Raw genomic sequence first — 18,358 nt, 5'->3', positions numbered from 1 at the left:
AAGTAAAGGAGAAGGTATTATGTTGAAAAAATGGGCAGCAGTTACGTTGAGTGTAAGCCTGGCATTGTCACTGGCAGCATGCGGAGGACAGCAGGGGGCATCTTCCGGCAGCGCAGGTTCCCAGGCAGGGGATACCCAGGCATCCTCCGGCGGTGAGGTTTCCGCGGATGAGGGCGATGTCATCAAGATTGGCCTTATTTCTATGATGACAGGAGACAATCCGCTGAACGGGGAGCGTATGAACCAGGGGGTACAGATGGCTGTGGACGAGTACAACGCAGCAGGCGGTATCAACGGAAAGCAGATAGAACTGACTATTGTGGACGACCAGACCCTCCAGGACATGGCTGTTACCTGTGCCAATAAGCTGATCGGCGAAGGCGTGGTGGGTATCGTGGGACCCCACAGAAGCACCAATGCCCTGGCAGTGGAGGCAGTGGTAAAGCAGGCGGGCGTAGCTGCCTTCACAGGCGGCACCACACCGCAGATCAGTACTCTGGACAATGATTATCTGTTCCGCTGCAGGGCTTCTGACAGTATTTTCGCAGAGGCGGCGGCAGCCTACGCAAAAGAGCTTGGCTGCAAGAAACTGGGACTGTTCTTTAACAATGACGATTTTGGAACAGGAGCAGAGGGCGTTATCAAGCAATACTGTGCGGACAACGGCATGGAGTATGTGGAAGAAGGACATAACACGGGAGACAAGGACTTTACTCCTCAGGTTATGAAGATGAAGGACGCGGGCGTGGATACGGTCATCATATGGACCCACGATGCGGAGCTGGCAATCCATGCCCGCCAGATATACGAGCTGGGACTGGATGTGCAGGTAGTGTCTTCTCCGGGCGTTACCATGCAGCAGGTAATTGATATGTGTAAGGCGGAATACATAGAAGGCTGGTATGGAGTGACGGATTATGTGTCCACCAGCGACGACCCCACCCTTGTTGCATTTAAAGAGAACTTTGAGAAAAAGTATGAGATCGAACCGGAATTATACGCAGCATCCTATTACGGCGGCGCAGTGGCCCTTTTAGAAGGAATCAAAGCAGCAGGAACCACGGACCGCAAGGCTGTTATGGAAGCTGTCAAGGGACTGAAAGACTTAAAGGTACCCGTAGGAGTCATTACCTGTGACGAGAATAATGATTTAGTCCACAATATCAATGTGGCCCGGATTGAAAACAAGATTCCAAAGTTTATTAAAGCTGTTTCTGTGGAATAGTTTCTGGCTTATGGAGGACAGGGGACGGACCCGGCCTGAATCTGAATCCGGCCCCTGTCATGACGAAAAGGAGGTAAATGATGGGCACTATACTTCAGCTATTGATAAGCGGTATTGCCATGGGATTCATCTATGCCCTGGTTGCCATCGAGTATACCCTGATATGGAATTCCACAGGACTGCTTAACTTCAGCCATGACAAAATCATCACCGTGGGGGCGTATATATTTGCAGCTACCTTCATCATTAAATTCAATATGAACAAGCCCTTAGCCATTGTGCTTACTTTCATGCTCATGGGAATTCTGGGGTCTGTAATCGCTTCCGGAATCTTCAATCCGCTGCGGCATATGCGTTCCAATATCTTTGCTGTTATGGGAACCATGATGTTAGGCAGGATTCTGGCAGAGGCCATCCGGCTTATATACGGACCGGTTCCCTTCACCATTGAGAACTGGCTCAGCGGTACCATTAAGATCGGTACACTCATGGTCACAAAGGCCAATGTCATCATATGTGTGGTGGCAATCCTGGTAGTGGCGGCCCTTCAGTTGTTTATGAATTTTACAAAAATAGGAAAGGCCATGCGCTGTGTGGCCCAGAATAAGAAGGCCGCGGCCCTTATGGGCATCAATGTGGCCCAGAACATCTGCGTGACAACGGCAGTCAGCTCCATTATATGCAGCGTCATCGGAATGCTGATCATACCGCTGTTCAATATATCCACCACCATGGCAGCCAGCATAGGCCTCAAAGGTTTTTCAGCCGGAGTCATCGGAGGATTCGGATACCTGCCTGGAGCCATCCTGGGCGGTCTGTTCATCGGAGTGGTGGAAAACCTGGCGGTGGTGGTTCTTCCGGCTGTCTATAAAGATATTGTGTCATTTGTCCTGTTAATCATATTCCTGCTGGTACATCCCAGCGGATTCTTAGGCAAGAAGGCGTGAAAGGAGTAAGGGAAGATGAAGAAAAAGCTGAAACTTAAATCACTGCATTTCGCCGTGGGAGCCCTTGTGATTGGCGCTTTTCTGCCGATATTCATTAAAAATGATTACTACATGATGGTCCTTAACCGCGTGCTCATCAATATTATCGTGGTATTAGGCCTGAATTTCATCACTGGTCTGACCGGCCAGATGAATCTGGGCACAGCGGGAATCTTTGCGCTGGGCGCTTATTCCTCTGCCCTGTTTACCAGATACACGAATCTGACGCCCTGGCTGGGGCTGATTGCGGCAGTTATCATGGGAATCCTTATCGGCAGGGGACTGGGATATCCCAGCCTGAGAGTCAGGGGGGTATATCTGTCCCTGACCACCATTGGATTCGGGGAGGTGGTGCGCCTGCTGATTTCCAATACGCCGAAATTCACAGGAGGCACCCAGGGCATCCGCAATATACGGCCCTATAACATCGGAAGCTACCAGATACAGAGCCAGAAGGAAATGTATTACCTGTTTCTGGTATTTACCGCCATTGCTTTTTTTATTGCCTGGCGCATTGCCTATTCCAAGTGGGGGAGGATTTTCAAATCCCTGCGGGATAACGTGGAGGCAGTGGAGATGAGCGGTGTGGACATCGCTTCCTGCAAGATCAAGGCATTTACCGTGGCATCTATATTCGGTACCGTGGCAGGAGCCATGTATGCCCACTATATGGGCTATATAAACCCATCCACCTTTAACCTGGATTTGTCCACCAACTATGTGGTTATGCTGATGGTGGGAGGACTGGGGTCCGTGGTGGGAACTATATTTGGATCAGCCATTGTCACCATCCTTCCGGAAATGCTGCGTTTCCTGGGCAATTACTATCAAATCGTGTTCTGTTCTATCATCCTGCTGGGGGCCATATTCTTCCCGGACGGCTGGGTGAGTGCGGCAACAGGCCTGTTCATGAAGATGTATCAGAGAATCAGCGGAAAGAGCTATGCAGAAGGCGGTGAATAAGAGAATGGAAAGTCTGTTGAAAGTGACGGGAATCACAAAAAAATTCCAGGGCCTTGTGGCGGTTGACAATGTCAGCATCGACATGAAGGAGCACACCATACACGCCCTCATCGGACCAAACGGAGCAGGCAAGACCACCACCGTAAACCTGATTACAGGAGTGCTGCCTCTGACGTCAGGCAAGGTGGAATTTGGGGGAAAGGACATTACCGGCATGACCACCCATGATATTGCCAGGCAGGGAATCGGAAGGACCTTTCAGAACATAAAAGTATTTCCAACCATGACTCTGCTTGAGAATGTGATGGTGGGGGGTCACCAGCAGGCCCCCATGGGAATGATGCGGGGGATTTTTGACATCAGAGGATCACGGGCAGAGGAAAAGAGGCTTAAGGAGAAGGCTGAAGAGGTCCTTAAACGCATCGGTATGTATGAGCTGCGGGGCTCTCTGATGAAGAACCTGCCCTATGGACGCCAGAAGATATCGGAGATTGGACGGGCCATGATGAATGATCCCAAACTGATTCTTCTGGATGAGCCTGCGGCCGGCCTTAACCCGTCGGAGCGGGCCGAGCTGGTGGATGTTATCTATAAGGCCTATGAGGACGGATACTCGTTTTTCATGATTGAGCACAACATGGATGTGGTCATGAAAATCAGCGACTACATAACTGTGCTGAGTTTCGGGCGCATGATAGCAGAAGGCACGCCAAAGGAAGTACAGAGCAATGAAGAGGTTATCCGCGCATACCTGGGAAGCCGGTATGTGGAGCAGGATTCCAGATAATCGGAGGGATTCTTATGTTAAAAGTCAATGGGATTGACGCTTATTACGGCGATGTCTGTGCATTGCATGATATTTCCCTTGAAATAGGCGATGACGAAATTATATCCATCATCGGTTCAAACGGCGCTGGAAAGACCACGCTTATGAACTGCATCGTGGGCTGGGTGAAGGTAAAAAAGGGCAATGTGGAGTTTAACGGACAGGATATAACCAATCTGCCCACACACAGCATAACCAGGACCGGAGTGGTGCAGATTCCGGAGGGAAGGGAAATATTCTCCAACATGACAGTCCTGGAGAACCTTGAGATGGGGAGCTACAGCATAAAGCGGTCCAAGAAGGAAATGAATGCCAAAATTGAGGAGATGTATGACTTGTTTCCGCGCCTGAAGGAGAGAATGGGCCAGAAAGCGGGATCCTTAAGCGGCGGTGAGCAGCAGATGTTAGCCATAGCCAGAGGGCTGATGGGAGATCCCAAGCTCCTGATGTGCGATGAACCATCCCTGGGCCTGGCTCCCGTGATTGTGGACGATATGTTTGATATATTTTTGAGAATCAACAAGGAAAAGCATCTGCCGATCCTGATTGTGGAGCAGAACGCCTTCATGGCCCTGGAAGTATCCAGCCGCTGTTACGTGCTGGAAAATGGGCGTATGGTAATTACTGCCTCCAGTGAGGAGCTGGCTAAAAGTGATACCATCAAAAAATCCTATCTGGGCGGATAAAGGGCGTTTCTGCCTTTATCCTGCCGTTGTGGAAGGTGAACAAGAAAATAAAAAATATTTAATTTTTTGTTGACATTACACGAAAGATGTGTTAGTTTTAAATCAGGCAAAATAATAATTTAAAATATTTAATTTTTTATTTTTAATTTAAAATTACATATTCACACCAACAAAATTTTTTATTCCAAGTGTAACTTGGGGGAAAGGGAGAAAGCTATGAAAGTGAAAGACACAATCAAGAAACCTTACGGTATCTGCCCGGCATCCATGACCATCTGGAATGCAGACCAGACTTACAACAAGAAGGGTATGGAGAAGTACCTGACCTGGCTGCTGGATAATGGCGCACAGTCTATTTCCATCTGCGGAAGCACTGGCGAGAACATTGCCATGAACATGGAAGAGCAGAGGGAAATCATTGAACATGTATCTGGTTTCTTAGGCGGTCAGGTTCCTCTGGTATGCGGTACAGGCAGATACGATACCCTGAATACCATCAAGATGAGCAAGTTCGCACAGGACCACGGTGCTGACTGTGTCATGGTGATCCTTCCATTCTACCTGAATCCTCATAAGAAGGCAGTTATGCAGCATTTCAGGGATTTAAGGGAAGCGCTGGATATCGAAATCATGGTTTACAACAATCCCTGGTTTGCCGGCTATGAGCTGAGCGTACAGGAGGTCAAGGAGCTGGTGGATGACGGTACCATACAGTGCATCAAGGCAGCCCACGGCGACCCCAACAGGGTCCACGAACTGAAGTACCACTGCAAGGATGACCTGACTGTATTCTACGGACATGACTATGCTGCCATGGAAGGCCTCCTGGCCGGAGCGGACGGCTGGCTGTCAGGTTTCCCGGCCGTACTTCCAAAGCAGTGCCGCAGACTTCAGGATGCCTGCTTCGCAAAAGATGTGGATGCAGCCATTGCAGCCCAGAACAATATCCAGCCATATATTGATTATTTCTTCTATGATAAGGTCAACGGGGTTCCCCACTGGCAGGAAATCTGCAAGTACACCTTACAGGCACAGGGCCTGGATGTAGGTCTGCCCCGCAAGCCGTTGGGCGAGCTGGATGACGCCAATAAGAAAAAGATCGAGAAATTACTTGCAGACATGGAGTAATTGACGAAAATGTAATAGGTACGGTCATTTATGATATCGGTGCATGTATTGGAAACAGGTGATACATGCACCGATTTTTTTAAGGAGAGGGATTTATGAAATGTATTGTGTGCGTGAAGCAGGTGCCGGATACCGCCAATGTGGAGGTGGACCCGGTAACCGGAGTGCTGAAGCGGGACGGGACCCAGTCCAAGCTGAATCCGTATGATCTCTATGCCATGGAGTCCGCCCTTGGGTTGAAAGAGCAGCTGGGGGGTACCGTGGATGTCATCACCATGGGGCCGGGACAGGCCAGGGAGGCGTTAAAGGAGTGTATGTGCATGGGGGCTGACCGTGCGGGACTGATCAGCGACAGGAAATTTGCAGGTGCAGATGTGGTGGCTACCAGCTATACCTTATCCCAGGGCATACGCAGGATGGGGGAGTATGATCTCATTCTCTGCGGCAAACAGACCACGGACGGGGACACGGCACAGGTAGGGCCGGAGGTGGCCCAGTGGTTGGGAATACCCCATGCCTCCAATGTTCTGGAAATCAGGGAGACAGGGGAGGGACGGATACGGGTGCGTATGAATATGGACGGATATGAACAGATACAGGCCATGGATTTGCCATGCCTGATTACCATGGACAAGGATGTGAATACGCCGAGGCTCCCTTCCTATAAACGGGAAAAGGAACTGCGGGAGGGATATCTGAGGGAGTTTTCCCTTACGGACCTGGAGGACCAGGATGAGAGCCACTATGGTTTGTCCGGATCGCCCACCCAGGTGGAGCGTATATTCCCGCCGGAGAAGAGTGAATGCAGGGAAATGTTCGATGGAAGCCCTGATGTGCTTGCTGATAAGATGTATCATGTGCTGAGAGAAACAAAGTTTATATAGTTGTATGGACAGAAAGGAGAGAGGATTATGGCTGAACTGAGGATTCACCAGGAACAGCTGGATGAAGACGGCATCCGCCAGCTCATTGACATATGTCCCTTTGGTGCCATCAGCTGCAGGGATGGAAAGGTGGAAATTGACTCTGGCTGCAGAATGTGCAGGCTGTGTGTGAAGAAAGGTCCTGGCGGGGCCGTGGAATATATGGAAACACAGGAACCGGGGATTAATAAGGATGAATGGCGCGCAGTGGCTGTGTACGTGGAATACAATGGAAAGGCCGTACATCCCGTGACATTTGAGCTGATCGGCAAGGCCAGGGAACTGGCAGCCGTCACAGGCCATCCTGTGTATGCGCTGTTTATGGGGTATCGGGTGGGAGAAAAGGCAGAGGAACTGCTGGCATACGGGGTGGACCAGGTCTTTGTGTATGACAGGAAGGAGCTGGAACATTTCTCCGTCCTCACATACGCCAATGTATTTGCGGATTTCATAACCAGAATCAGGCCGTCGTCCATCCTGGTGGGGGCCACCAACGCAGGGCGCTCCCTGGCTCCCAGGGTAGCGGCGCGGTTTAGGACAGGGCTGACAGCAGACTGTACGGTCCTGGAAATGAAGGAGAATACGGATCTGGTGCAGATCCGTCCTGCCTTTGGGGGAAATATTATGGCTCAGATTGTGACGCCGAAGAACCGGCCGCAGTTCTGCACGGTCCGGTATAAGATATTTTCCGCGCCTCCGGTGACAAAGGATCCCTCAGGCACCATCCGTACCATGGAGGTGACGGACGGCATGATTGACCGGAGAATCAGGGTAGAGGAAATCATACATAAGCCAAAGGAGATTGACATATCGGAGGCAGAGGTGATTGTGGCTGTTGGAAGGGGTGTAAAAAGTCAGGCGGATTTGGAGTTAATAAGGGAACTGGCCGTTGCGCTGGACGCACAGCTGGCATGCACCAGGCCTTTGATTGAGTGCGGCTGGTTTGACGCCAGGCGCCAGATTGGACTCAGCGGCAGAACGGTGAAGCCAAAGCTCATCATTACCATAGGTATCTCCGGTTCCGTACAGTTTGCGGCGGGCATGAGGGGTGCTGAGTGCATCATTGCCATTAACACGGACAGGAAGGCTCCTGTTTTTGACATTGCCAACATCGGTCTGGTGGGGGACTGGTATGAGATACTTCCACGGCTGCTTAAGACGGTTAAGGAGGGTACGTGATGGGGTACAGGAAACTGGATGAGAAGGATATCGCTTATTTGAAAAAGGTGACAGAGGACGGACGGGTCCTGACCGGATCCGATATAAGCCAGGATTACAGCCACGATGAGCTGGGGGGAGTGGAGCGCGCTCCCGAAGCCCTTGTAAGGGTATTGTCCACCGGAGAGGTTTCGGACATCATGGCCTATGCCAGTCGGGAGGGAATTCCCGTGGTTACCAGAGGCTCCGGCACAGGGCTGGTGGGGGCGGCTGTCGCTATCCACGGAGGCATTATGCTGGAGACCACACAGATGAACCATATTCTGGAGCTGGACCGCAGGAACCTTACTGTGACAGTGGAACCGGGGGTGCTTTTAATGGAACTGGCGCAGTACGTGGAGGAAAACGGGCTTTTTTATCCTCCGGATCCAGGTGAGAAATCAGCAACCATAGGCGGAAATATCAGCACCAATGCAGGCGGAATGCGGGCCGTAAAATATGGCGTCACAAGGGATTACGTGAGGGCGCTGACAGTGGTGCTGCCCACAGGCGAGGTGGTGGAATTTGGCGGTAAGACGGTTAAGAACAGTTCCGGATACAGTCTGTTAAATCTGATGATTGGATCTGAGGGAACACTTGGGGTCATCACCCGGGCCGTGCTTAAATTGGTTCCCCTTCCGGGTAAGACAGTGAGCCTTCTGGTTCCATTTGCAGATATGGAGCAGGCCATAGAGATGGTGCCAGTGATTGTGGAGGCGCAGATACAGGCCACGGCCATTGAGTTTATGGAGCGGGAGACCATCCTGTTTGCGGAGGAATATCTGGGCAAACGGTTCCCGGATACCAGGAATGATGCCTATATCCTGCTCACATTTGACGGAAGAAATGCAGAGCAGGTGCGGGCGGAGTACCAGGAGGTGGCGGACCTGTGCCTGGAACACGGGGCTTTGGACGTGTTCATCGTGGATACACAGGAGAGGAAACAGAGCGTGTGGAACGCCAGAGGGGCATTTTTAGAAGCAATCAAGGCGTCCACCACCCAGATGGATGAGTGTGATGTGGTGGTGCCCAGGGACCGGGTGGCGGATTTTATCAAATACACCCATGAGGTGGCCGGGATACTGAATCTGCGGATTCCCAGCTTTGGCCACGCAGGCGACGGAAACCTTCATGTGTATCTTTGCCGGGATGACCTGGCAGAGGATGAGTGGAAAGAAAAACTGAGTCTGGGCTTTGAGATGATGTACGCAAGGGCGCGGGAATATGGAGGGGCAGTATCAGGGGAACACGGCATAGGGTATGCCAAGAAGGAATATCTGAAAGAACAGCTGGGGGACACGCAGATTGGCCTGATGAGGCGGATTAAAAAGGCCTTTGATCCCAATCTGATCCTGAACCCGGATAAGGTTGTCTGATATGGAGCTGGCAGTACTAACCTGCTGGCAGACAGCCGCAGGGGGATATTAGAATGGCTGATGGAACCCTATTAGTAAAATCAATGAATATTTCTCTCTGTTTTGGTTTGACAAGCCAGATAAAATTTGCTAGTATAAGATACTAATAAGAAACGGACAGTTCACGGACTATCAATATTCTGACAAAACATATCAAATCATACACGCAGAAAGAGAGGAAATTTATAATGGGTACAATTATCGGCGAAGGCATAACCTTTGATGATGTACTTCTGGTACCGGCATTTTCAGAAGTGATTCCCAACCAGGTAGACCTGACCACACATTTGACAAAGAAGATTAAACTGAACATCCCGCTTATGAGCGCCGGCATGGATACGGTAACAGAGCACCGCATGGCCATCGCCATGGCCAGGCAGGGAGGTATCGGTATCATTCATAAGAATATGTCCATTGAAGCCCAGGCCGAGGAAGTGGACCGGGTTAAGCGTTCTGAAAACGGTGTTATCACAGACCCATTTTTCCTTTCACCGGAGCACACTCTTAAGGATGCCAACGATCTGATGGCAAAATTCCGCATATCCGGCGTTCCCATCACAGAGGGCAGGAAGCTGGTGGGCATTATTACCAACCGTGATTTAAAGTTTGAGGAGGATTTTGACCGTCCCATCAAGGAGTGCATGACCACAAAGAACCTGGTTACAGCCAGGGAGGGCGTAACCTTAAAGGAAGCAAAGGCCATTTTAGCAAAGGCAAGAGTGGAGAAGCTGCCGATTGTGGACGATGATTTCAATTTGAAAGGCCTTATCACCATCAAGGACATTGAGAAGCAGATTAAGTATCCGTTGTCCGCAAAGGACGCACAGGGACGTCTGCTGTGCGGCGCTGCCGTTGGCATCACTGCCAATGTGCTGGAACGTGTAGGAGCATTGGTGGACGCAAAGGTGGACGTGGTGGTTCTGGACTCCGCCCATGGCCATTCAGCCAATGTAATCCGCTGCGTGAAGATGATTAAGGAAGCATATCCGGACCTTCAGGTGGTGGCTGGAAATGTTGCCACGGCAGAGGCCACCAGAGCGCTGATTGAGGCTGGGGCCGATTCCGTCAAGGTAGGCATAGGACCTGGTTCCATCTGTACCACCCGCGTGGTGGCAGGCATTGGCGTGCCCCAGGTTACGGCGGTGATGAACTGCTACAGCATTGCCAAGGAGTACGGCGTACCCATTATCGCGGACGGAGGAATCAAGTATTCCGGCGATGTGACAAAGGCCATTGCGGCAGGCGGCAGCGTGTGTATGATGGGAAGCATCTTCGCGGGATGTGACGAAAGCCCGGGCACCTTTGAGCTGTACCAGGGACGTAAGTATAAGGTATACCGCGGCATGGGATCCATTGCTGCCATGGAAAACGGAAGCAAGGACCGCTATTTCCAGACAGATGCAAAGAAGCTGGTGCCCGAAGGCGTGGAAGGTCGCGTGGCTTATAAGGGAATGGTGGAGGATACTGTGTTCCAGCTCTTAGGCGGCCTGCGCTCCGGTATGGGATACTGCGGCGCCCAGGACATCACAACTCTTCAGGAGACAGCCCAGTTTGTAAAGATTTCCGCTGCGTCCTTAAAGGAGAGCCATCCTCATGATATCCATATTACCAAGGAGGCTCCCAACTATTCAATTGAAGAATAGGGATGCGGGCATAATGATTGAAGCATAAGAAGAATTGGTTTATAATGATACCCGTCGGAGCTGCTCCGACGGGTATTTCAGATCGCCCGCCATGGGCGGGTTTTAACGGGAGGACAGGCATATGGAACAAAAAAGCAGGCTGACAACGCTGTGCTATATAGAAAATGAGGGGGCATATCTGATGCTCCACAGAATCAGCAAAAAGAATGACGTGAATAAGGATAAGTGGATTGGAGTGGGCGGGCATTTTGAAGGGGACGAGAGCCCGGAGGACTGCCTGCTCAGGGAAGTGAGAGAGGAAACAGGACTTACTCTCACATCCTGGCGGTTCAGGGGGCTGGTCACATTCATCGCGGAGGGCTGGGATACAGAGTACATGTGTCTGTATACTGCGGACAAATATGAGGGGGAAATGATTCCCTGCAACGAGGGTACGCTGGAGTGGGTAAAGAAGGAGGACGTGCTGTCCCTGAATCTGTGGGAAGGGGATAAAATCTTTTTTAAGCTGTTAAATGAGGATGCCCCCTTCTTTTCACTGAAACTGGCTTACCAGGGAGACCGGCTGAGTGAGGCTGTTCTGAACGGAAAACAGTTGGAATTGTTCGATGTACTGGATGCGGACGGAAAGAAGACTGGAGTGGTCCGGGAGCGGAGCCTGGTCCACATGGACGGGGTTCCCCACAGGACTGCCCATATATGGGTTGTGAGGAAAAATAAGGATAAAACATACGATCTTCTGCTGCAGAAGCGGAGCAGGGGAAAGGATTCCTATCCTGGCTGTTATGACATTTCCTCGGCAGGCCATGTGCAGGCCGGTGATGAATTCCTGCCGTCCGCCATCCGTGAACTGAAGGAGGAGCTGGGAATTGAGGCCGGGGAGGAGGACCTGGAATTTGCCGGGTATCACAAGGGATATATGGAAGAAGTGTTTTACGGGAGGATGTTCAGGGACAGTGAAGTCAGTGCTGTGTATGTGTACAGCAAACCAGTGGATGCAGACCGTCTTACCCTTCAGAAAGAAGAGGTGGAGAGCGTCATGTGGATGGGGCTTGGCCAGTGTGTGGAGGCGGTGAGAAACAACGGGATTCCAAATTGTATATATCTGGATGAGCTGGAGATGATTGAGGGGTATTTGTGCCGGAGCCAGGAGAAATAGCAGATAACTGGATACAGGGAGTGTGGATGGACATCGGGCATACAGCCCAGGGGGCTTTTATTTTCACCTAAACCATCGTATAATGAAAAAAACGACAAAGGAGGTAAGTGCATATGCGGTGTCCAAAATGTTCAGGCCAGATGGAGATAAACCGAATCAGAACACACCTTGTATGGGTGGATGAACTGGACCGTATTCCCGATTCTAAAAACCAGCTGGGGCCAACAATCGCTTATGTATGCACGGAATGCGGATACATAGAATTTTATAGAGATCTGACATCCGTGAATTAAGGTGTTCCTGCACCATGTTCCGGAACGGATATGAAACACATTCCGGCAGGAAGGCAGGATAAGGCATAGTAAAACAATGGAATGAAGGCATGGGGAACCACTGTATAATGGAATGCGGGGGGATGGAAAGAAAAAAATCTGCCTGTGCAATTAAAGAAAAAATATATATATCGTAAGTTTATCGTCAGAAATAGATGTTTTTTGTAACCATGAAGTATGGTATAATATCTCTAGTTTTGTTCAGAATGACCTGCTGTATGGGAGAGATATTATGAGACTTAAGAAATGGAAATCATTTTTATGTATATGCACCAGCTGTACCCTGTTGATGAGTACGGCAGCTTCAGCTAATCCGGCTGCCATCACGCCTTTGGAAGAAAGCCAGGTATCTTCCTTCCAGTCCGGGAACCAGACCTCTGACCAGGGGATGGTATCGTCCCAGGGACCGGGTTCGGAATCCGGAAGTGACGGAGCGGTCATTTCATCTGACGGGCCATCCTCATCAGGAAGTCCGTCCCCGTCAGGAAGCCCGTCCTCGTCAGGAAGCCCGTCCACCTCAGGGAGCCCGTCCCCGTCAGGAAGCCCGTCCACCTCAGGGAGTCCTTCCACGTCAGGAACTCCCTCCCCGTCAGAAAGCCCCTCTTTATCCGGAAGTCCGTCGCAGAATCCGCCAGCCGGTCAGGCTGCCGGGACTTTTGACCAGACGGCCGCAGCTTCCGTGCAGAAGCCGGAGATAGCTTCGGAGGGAGCCGTGCTCATGGATGCTGCCACGGGAACCGTCCTGTTTTCCAAGAACGGGGACAAGCAGTTCTATCCGGCAAGTATCACCAAGCTGATGACAGCCCTGCTGGTGGCGGAGAACTGCAGTCTGGATGACAAGGTCACATTTTCAGCAACAGCTACCACGAACCTGGAAGCGGGCGCTGTATCCATCAATATGACGGCAGGGGATGTGATGACTGTGCGCCAGTGTCTTTATGCCCTGCTTCTCAAATCAGCCAATGAAGTGGGAAATGCCCTTGCGGAACATGTGGCTGGCAGCAATGCCAAATTTGCGGAGATGATGAACGCCAAGGCAGCGGCCCTGGGGTGTACCAATACACATTTTACAAATCCTCACGGCCTCAATGACTCCAATCATTACACCACACCCCATGATATGGCTCTGATTGCAAGGGCGGCGTTTCAGAATGATGTGGTGAAGACGGTGGCGTCCACGCGCACGTATACGCTGCCTGCTACCATAAAGAATCCTTCCGGCCTTACCGTGACCATTGGACACAAGATGCTGAACCCCAACGATGCCAGGTATTATCCGGGCGTTATCGGAGGAAAGACCGGTTATACGTCCAAAGCGGGAAATACCCTGGTGACAGCAGTGGAGAAGGACGGAGTCAGATTGATTGCCGTTATCATGAAGAGCAAATCGACTCATTATACGGATACGAAGGCATTGTTCGATTACGGATATGAACTGGTGAAGGCAGGCGCTTTAAGCGGCAGCGCAGGCAGTACAGGCAGTTCAGATAACGCAGGCACGACAGGCAGTTCTTCCGGCACGGGAAATGCCGGTCCGGGAACAACCTCAGCCAAGGGCTGGGTACAGGACAGCAATGGATGGTACTATGTGAAGGATAACGGGGCCAAGGCTGCCAATGAGTGGGTTACGGCAGACGGTGTTTCCTACTGGATTGATTCCAATACATATATGGCCAAGGGATGGCGCCAGGTAAACGGCAAATGGTATTTCCTGCGCTCCAACGGAGCCATGGCCAGGAACCAGTGGGAAAAGGTGGAAGAAAACGGCCAGTGGTTCTATCTGGGCGCGGACGGCGCCATGCTGACCAACACAACCACGCCGGATGGCTCGCGGGTGGATGAGAGCGGGGCGTGGGTGCAGTAATATCAGTATAGAAAAGATGCTGCGTGTATTGTATTATAAAGCGAATCTCCTAAAAGCTGCGGCTTTTGGGAGATTCTTTTTGCTTTTTGGAGAGCTTGGTTTTGGAATAGATACCCCGGGCTAACGGCTGGTGCTTACGTTTTTGCCGGCCAATTGAAAAAAAGCTGTTGCATTTGACAGAAGCGCACCCTGATATTACAATCAAAGAAACATATGTTTATCGCCTTTGGAACAAAAGAACCGGGCTGATAATCATGGCTTCAGAAAAGGGGATAGAGGGAGGTTTACCATGTATGAAAGAATGCTTGACAAGCAGAATAAACCGGCATTTGATGATATGGCCGCGTACTGCGGCAAAGGTATGGAGTTGTTTATCCGAATCAATGAGTGGTTGTCAGATACATGCGGCACTGTGCAGGAGATTACTTTTCCCTATGGGAATAAATATGGCTGGGCTGTTGCCCATAGAAAGAAGAAAAAGCTGATTTGCAATGTGTTTGCGGAGAATGGCGCCTTTACCGTTATGATTCGGTTGTCAAACGCACAATTTCATTTGGTATATGACCAGGTTGAGAAGGAAACTCAGGAATGTATCGACAACAAATACCCTTGTGGTGATGGCGGATGGATCCACTACCGCGTTGCCGGTGAAGCTCATTTCTGTGATATACAAAAATTGCTGGAAATGAAATGTTTATCATGAACCATGAGAGCTTCCAGCTGCTAAAGTTAATCTTTATATTCGTAAGATGTAAGAAATAAGAAATAAATACAGGCAGCAGCCCTGTTATGATAAAAACAGATAAATATATGTGGATTTTATTGGAGAGAGGAGGACTCGCCATGAAGAGAAGCACAATATCTATTCTTATGACAGCAGGTCTGCTGGCTGTTTTGCTGTCTGGCTGCCGGTTGGGAGGAGGAACGGAGGGAGAGGCAGCGGGCTCAGGAACGAAAGAGAATGTTTCCAGGCCAGCGGCCGGTACGGCCCAGGAACCGGTGCCGGAATCAAAGGTGAATCAGGAAACGGAGGAGGACGCGCAAGGGAAGCAGGAAACGCAAGGGCAGCAGGAACCGGGAGTGAACCAGGTGCCCAAATCCCAGGGGCAGGTCTCTGGCCTGCCGTATCAGTTTGCCTCAAAATATGGAATCATTCAATCGGAATATCCGGTATACGAATTGGATGCTGTAGTTGAATGCAAGCTGCCCCAAAAGGAAAAGACCATATCCCTGACATCTGCCCTCCACCAGAAGCAGGAGCTGCTTGTGAGTATGGTTTTGGATGACTATGGGGAAGTACAGAAAATCCCGGCAGGCGGGGAACCTCCCGCAGACAGCCGGTATTTTACGATAAGTGACGGGACCATGATTGTTTCGGAAAAATATCAGGACGAACTTTGGAAATCAGGCGAAGGCCTGTTCCTCACAGGTCCCGGCATTCCGGAAGGCGGAATTAAGCCTGTGGAATCGGTGTATGCTGACTATTCGGCTTATTTTGAGGAATATGGGAACATCCGTTATATCATAGAGGCAAGATTTGAGCTCCCATCAGCTCCTGTCTCCGAAGAGCTTTTGTCAGGCTATGCAATCCGGCTTTTTGATTTTGAAAAGCCTGTGGAATTTGCCCTGAAAAGTGTGCCTGAATATGGGACGCTGGAGGAACTGGCAAAAGAGGAGAATGGAAGCATAGATACCCATGACGGTATATCCATTATAAGTATGGGGGAAAAGGTAAAGGAGGGAATCCTGATATCCTGGTATGTGTACAGTGATGAGGGAAGGCCGTCCATAGTTATTGGTTACAAAACGCCGTCCCTGGATACGGACACACCGCCCCTGGATATGCCAACCATATCCGGCAGCGGCAGACAGTATGAAATAAAGGAGTTGTCTGCCAATCCTTATTGGGACAATATGGGACATTACCGGCTGTCGGATATAAAGCAATACGGACGGCGCCTCAGATGCCTGTTCGATGTTCCCCAGGAGGAACAGAATGGGTCTTTCCGGATTCATATTCCGGGAATCACGTTTTTGAACAGTGAGGAATCCGAGCCAGTCACCCTGCCTGTCCCGGAGGACTATAAAGAATTAGAGGAAACCATTCCGTGGAAAGACGGTTCTGTGCGTATTCTCGGTATTACCAGGATGAAGCCCCAGACAATAGAATCAGAGGACGGACAGGGAAATGCCAAAGTGACGGAGAGACCCGCTGTGTACATCGACGTGGAGGCAGTGCATGAAGAGAGGGAGCTGGCGTTAAAGGGACTGCTCTGCCAGAGAAAGTTAAGATGGGGAAGATGGGAACATGAACGGTATGATTTTAATGAGAAGGGCGTTCTGAGCGGTTTCCGGATTTTTTATGAGGAAGGCGATACGGAAGTAACACTGAAATTCCAGGGAGCTGCGTTTTACTGGATCCAGCCGTATGTGATGGAGATAGGGGCAGACAAAATAGCATAAGGCAGGTTTATACCTGCCCCCACACAGGCCCCAGCAAGTCAGACTCAGTCTGACTTGTTTTTCTTCCCCTGCCGTTGTAGAATAACCTCAGAAGAAAAATCATCCGGGAAAAATCCCCCGCAGAAAAGTGAGAAACGATTCATGAAATCCATACGAAAAGAAATGACAAGGAACCATGTGATTCTGCTGCTGGTGGCCTTTATCTTCATAGCATCCAACGCCCTTGTGAATGTGGGGTCCTCCCGCCGCTACAACGGGCTTTTACAGGATTACCAGCAGGTAAACGGGCTGCTGGCTATCAATAACAGGAGACAGACCTACTTTAAGCTGTACAGCAAGAGCCACGACGAGGGGATGCTTAAGCAGTACTACGACGAGTGCGAGCTGTTTGACAGCCAGCTGCGGGGACTGGATGAGAAGATGCGAAATGACCGGAAGTGCAAGATGATGTACCGGATTGTGGGGCAGGTTGCTGAGCACAGGCGGGAGATGGCAGAGTCCTACATCCGGCCTGACGGGGACTACTATCCCAGCCTGATGGCTGATTTGGACGAGGTGGATTTGGAGATTGAGCGGTGCCTGAACCAGTTGATGAGCCAGTACCTGGAGTACCTGAACACTGCTTTTGCCAGCCACAGCAGAACCCTGGGACTTACAAACAGCATCCTGATCGTGTTTTTCATGGCAGCCAGCCTTTTTGGCATGGTGCTGAACCATCAGATGAGCACCAGTATCCTGAATTCCATCAAACGGCTGACGGACGCTGCCAGGGAAATTATGAACAATAACCTGGAGGCAGCGGATATCGAGGAGACGCCTTATGCGGAGCTGAACCAGGTATCCGCCACATTTGACCAGATGAAGCGGCAAATCAGAACCATGATCACGGAATTGCATGAGACACACCAGATGAAGGAACGGCTGGCTGAGGCGAAGATCCGGGAGCTGCAGATGCAGATGAATCCCCATTTCCTGTTTAACACCCTGAGCCTGGTAATCCGCAGTATCCAGCTGGGAGAGCGGGATACCTCCATTCAGCTGGTCAAGGCCATCTCCAAAATTCTGCGGAGCAGCATTGAAATCAACACGGTATCCATTCCGCTGGATGCTGAGATTGAGCTGCTTCAGTCATATCTGTATATACAGAAGCTGCATTTAAAGGGAAGGGTGACCTTCTGTCTGGATGTACGCAAGTCATTTATGGACGAGGATGTGATGATTCCTCCGCTGACAATCCAGCCTCTGGTGGAGAACAGTATCCAGCACGGGCTGAAGGACCGGGTGAACGGGGGGAAGGTGGATATACTGATTACCGAGAAGCCGGATTATATTGAGGCTGTGGTGGCGGACAACGGTGTGGGTTTTCCGGAGGATCCGAGCCAGCCGGCCCGCAGGGATACGCCTATCCCCAAAACTTCCATTGGCCTGAAAAATGTGGAGGAACGGTTAAGGCTGTTTTACCGGAAAGAGGATGTGCTGCATATCCAGCGGACGGAGGGAATTACAAAGATTACGCTGAAGCTTTATAAATCAGACAGGCATTAGGAGGAA

General features: G+C 50.6%; 16 protein-coding genes. All 16 read left to right on the top strand.

Annotated elements, in window-relative coordinates:
• Window positions 1–19 precede the first annotated feature (19 nt).
• The 16 genes from LI015_RS09690 (at window position 20) to LI015_RS09615 (ending at window position 18,352) form a co-directional block, all read left to right on the top strand.
• Window positions 20–1,225 (top strand): ABC transporter substrate-binding protein, encoded by a 1,206-nt coding sequence (locus LI015_RS09690; protein WP_002569942.1) that lies wholly within the window; start codon window positions 20–22, stop codon window positions 1,223–1,225.
• Between the two features lie 80 nt (window positions 1,226–1,305).
• Entirely contained in the window at window positions 1,306–2,172 is an 867-nt protein-coding gene (locus tag LI015_RS09685) for a branched-chain amino acid ABC transporter permease (protein WP_002569941.1), read from the top strand.
• A gap of 15 nt (window positions 2,173–2,187) precedes the next feature.
• Window positions 2,188–3,174, top strand: coding sequence for a branched-chain amino acid ABC transporter permease (locus tag LI015_RS09680; RefSeq protein ID WP_002569940.1), 987 nt, complete (start codon window positions 2,188–2,190; stop codon window positions 3,172–3,174).
• Entirely contained in the window at window positions 3,155–3,961 is an 807-nt protein-coding gene (locus tag LI015_RS09675) for an ABC transporter ATP-binding protein (RefSeq protein ID WP_002569939.1), read from the top strand. Before LI015_RS09680 ends, LI015_RS09675 begins: the two co-directional genes overlap by 20 nt.
• 14 nt (window positions 3,962–3,975) lie before the next feature.
• The gene (locus LI015_RS09670) at window positions 3,976–4,686 is read left to right on the top strand and encodes an ABC transporter ATP-binding protein (protein ID WP_002569938.1); all 711 of its coding nucleotides are present in this window, start codon (window positions 3,976–3,978) and stop codon (window positions 4,684–4,686) included.
• 216 nt (window positions 4,687–4,902) lie between these two features.
• Window positions 4,903–5,814: a dihydrodipicolinate synthase family protein gene (locus LI015_RS09665; protein ID WP_002569937.1), complete on the top strand. Its 912-nt coding sequence runs from the start codon at window positions 4,903–4,905 to the stop codon at window positions 5,812–5,814.
• Window positions 5,815–5,909: 95 nt separating this feature from the next.
• Entirely contained in the window at window positions 5,910–6,698 is a 789-nt protein-coding gene (locus tag LI015_RS09660) for an electron transfer flavoprotein subunit beta/FixA family protein (protein WP_002569936.1), read from the top strand.
• 27 nt (window positions 6,699–6,725) lie between these two features.
• Window positions 6,726–7,916, top strand: coding sequence for an electron transfer flavoprotein subunit alpha (locus LI015_RS09655; RefSeq protein WP_195633456.1), 1,191 nt, complete (start codon window positions 6,726–6,728; stop codon window positions 7,914–7,916).
• Window positions 7,916–9,310 carry an FAD-binding oxidoreductase gene (locus tag LI015_RS09650; protein ID WP_227124722.1) on the top strand — a complete coding sequence of 465 codons (1,395 nt, stop codon included), beginning with the start codon at window positions 7,916–7,918 and terminating at the stop codon, window positions 9,308–9,310. Before LI015_RS09655 ends, LI015_RS09650 begins: the two co-directional genes overlap by 1 nt.
• 227 nt (window positions 9,311–9,537) lie before the next feature.
• The gene (gene guaB / locus LI015_RS09645) at window positions 9,538–10,992 is read left to right on the top strand and encodes an IMP dehydrogenase (protein ID WP_117626496.1); all 1,455 of its coding nucleotides are present in this window, start codon (window positions 9,538–9,540) and stop codon (window positions 10,990–10,992) included.
• Window positions 10,993–11,113: 121 nt separating this feature from the next.
• Window positions 11,114–12,148, top strand: a complete 1,035-nt coding sequence (locus tag LI015_RS09640) for an NUDIX domain-containing protein (RefSeq protein ID WP_227124720.1) — start codon at window positions 11,114–11,116, stop codon at window positions 12,146–12,148.
• A gap of 113 nt (window positions 12,149–12,261) precedes the next feature.
• Window positions 12,262–12,441 (top strand): hypothetical protein, encoded by a 180-nt coding sequence (locus tag LI015_RS09635; RefSeq protein ID WP_002569931.1) that lies wholly within the window; start codon window positions 12,262–12,264, stop codon window positions 12,439–12,441.
• A gap of 271 nt (window positions 12,442–12,712) precedes the next feature.
• The gene (locus LI015_RS09630) at window positions 12,713–14,344 is read left to right on the top strand and encodes a serine hydrolase (RefSeq protein ID WP_227124718.1); all 1,632 of its coding nucleotides are present in this window, start codon (window positions 12,713–12,715) and stop codon (window positions 14,342–14,344) included.
• Window positions 14,345–14,633: 289 nt separating this feature from the next.
• Entirely contained in the window at window positions 14,634–15,047 is a 414-nt protein-coding gene (locus tag LI015_RS09625; RefSeq protein WP_002578194.1) for a DUF3788 domain-containing protein, read from the top strand.
• A 140-nt stretch (window positions 15,048–15,187) separates the two neighbouring features.
• The gene (locus LI015_RS09620) at window positions 15,188–16,807 is read left to right on the top strand and encodes a hypothetical protein (RefSeq protein ID WP_227124715.1); all 1,620 of its coding nucleotides are present in this window, start codon (window positions 15,188–15,190) and stop codon (window positions 16,805–16,807) included.
• A gap of 141 nt (window positions 16,808–16,948) precedes the next feature.
• Window positions 16,949–18,352, top strand: a complete 1,404-nt coding sequence (locus tag LI015_RS09615) for a sensor histidine kinase (RefSeq protein ID WP_007038374.1) — start codon at window positions 16,949–16,951, stop codon at window positions 18,350–18,352.
• The last annotated feature ends 6 nt before the right edge of the window (window positions 18,353–18,358 follow it).

It is taken from the genome of Enterocloster sp. 210928-DFI.2.20 (assembly GCF_020554465.1).
GTDB classification, from domain to species: domain Bacteria; phylum Bacillota; class Clostridia; order Lachnospirales; family Lachnospiraceae; genus Enterocloster; species Enterocloster bolteae.
This window is presented reverse-complemented; position numbering and strand designations above follow the sequence as displayed.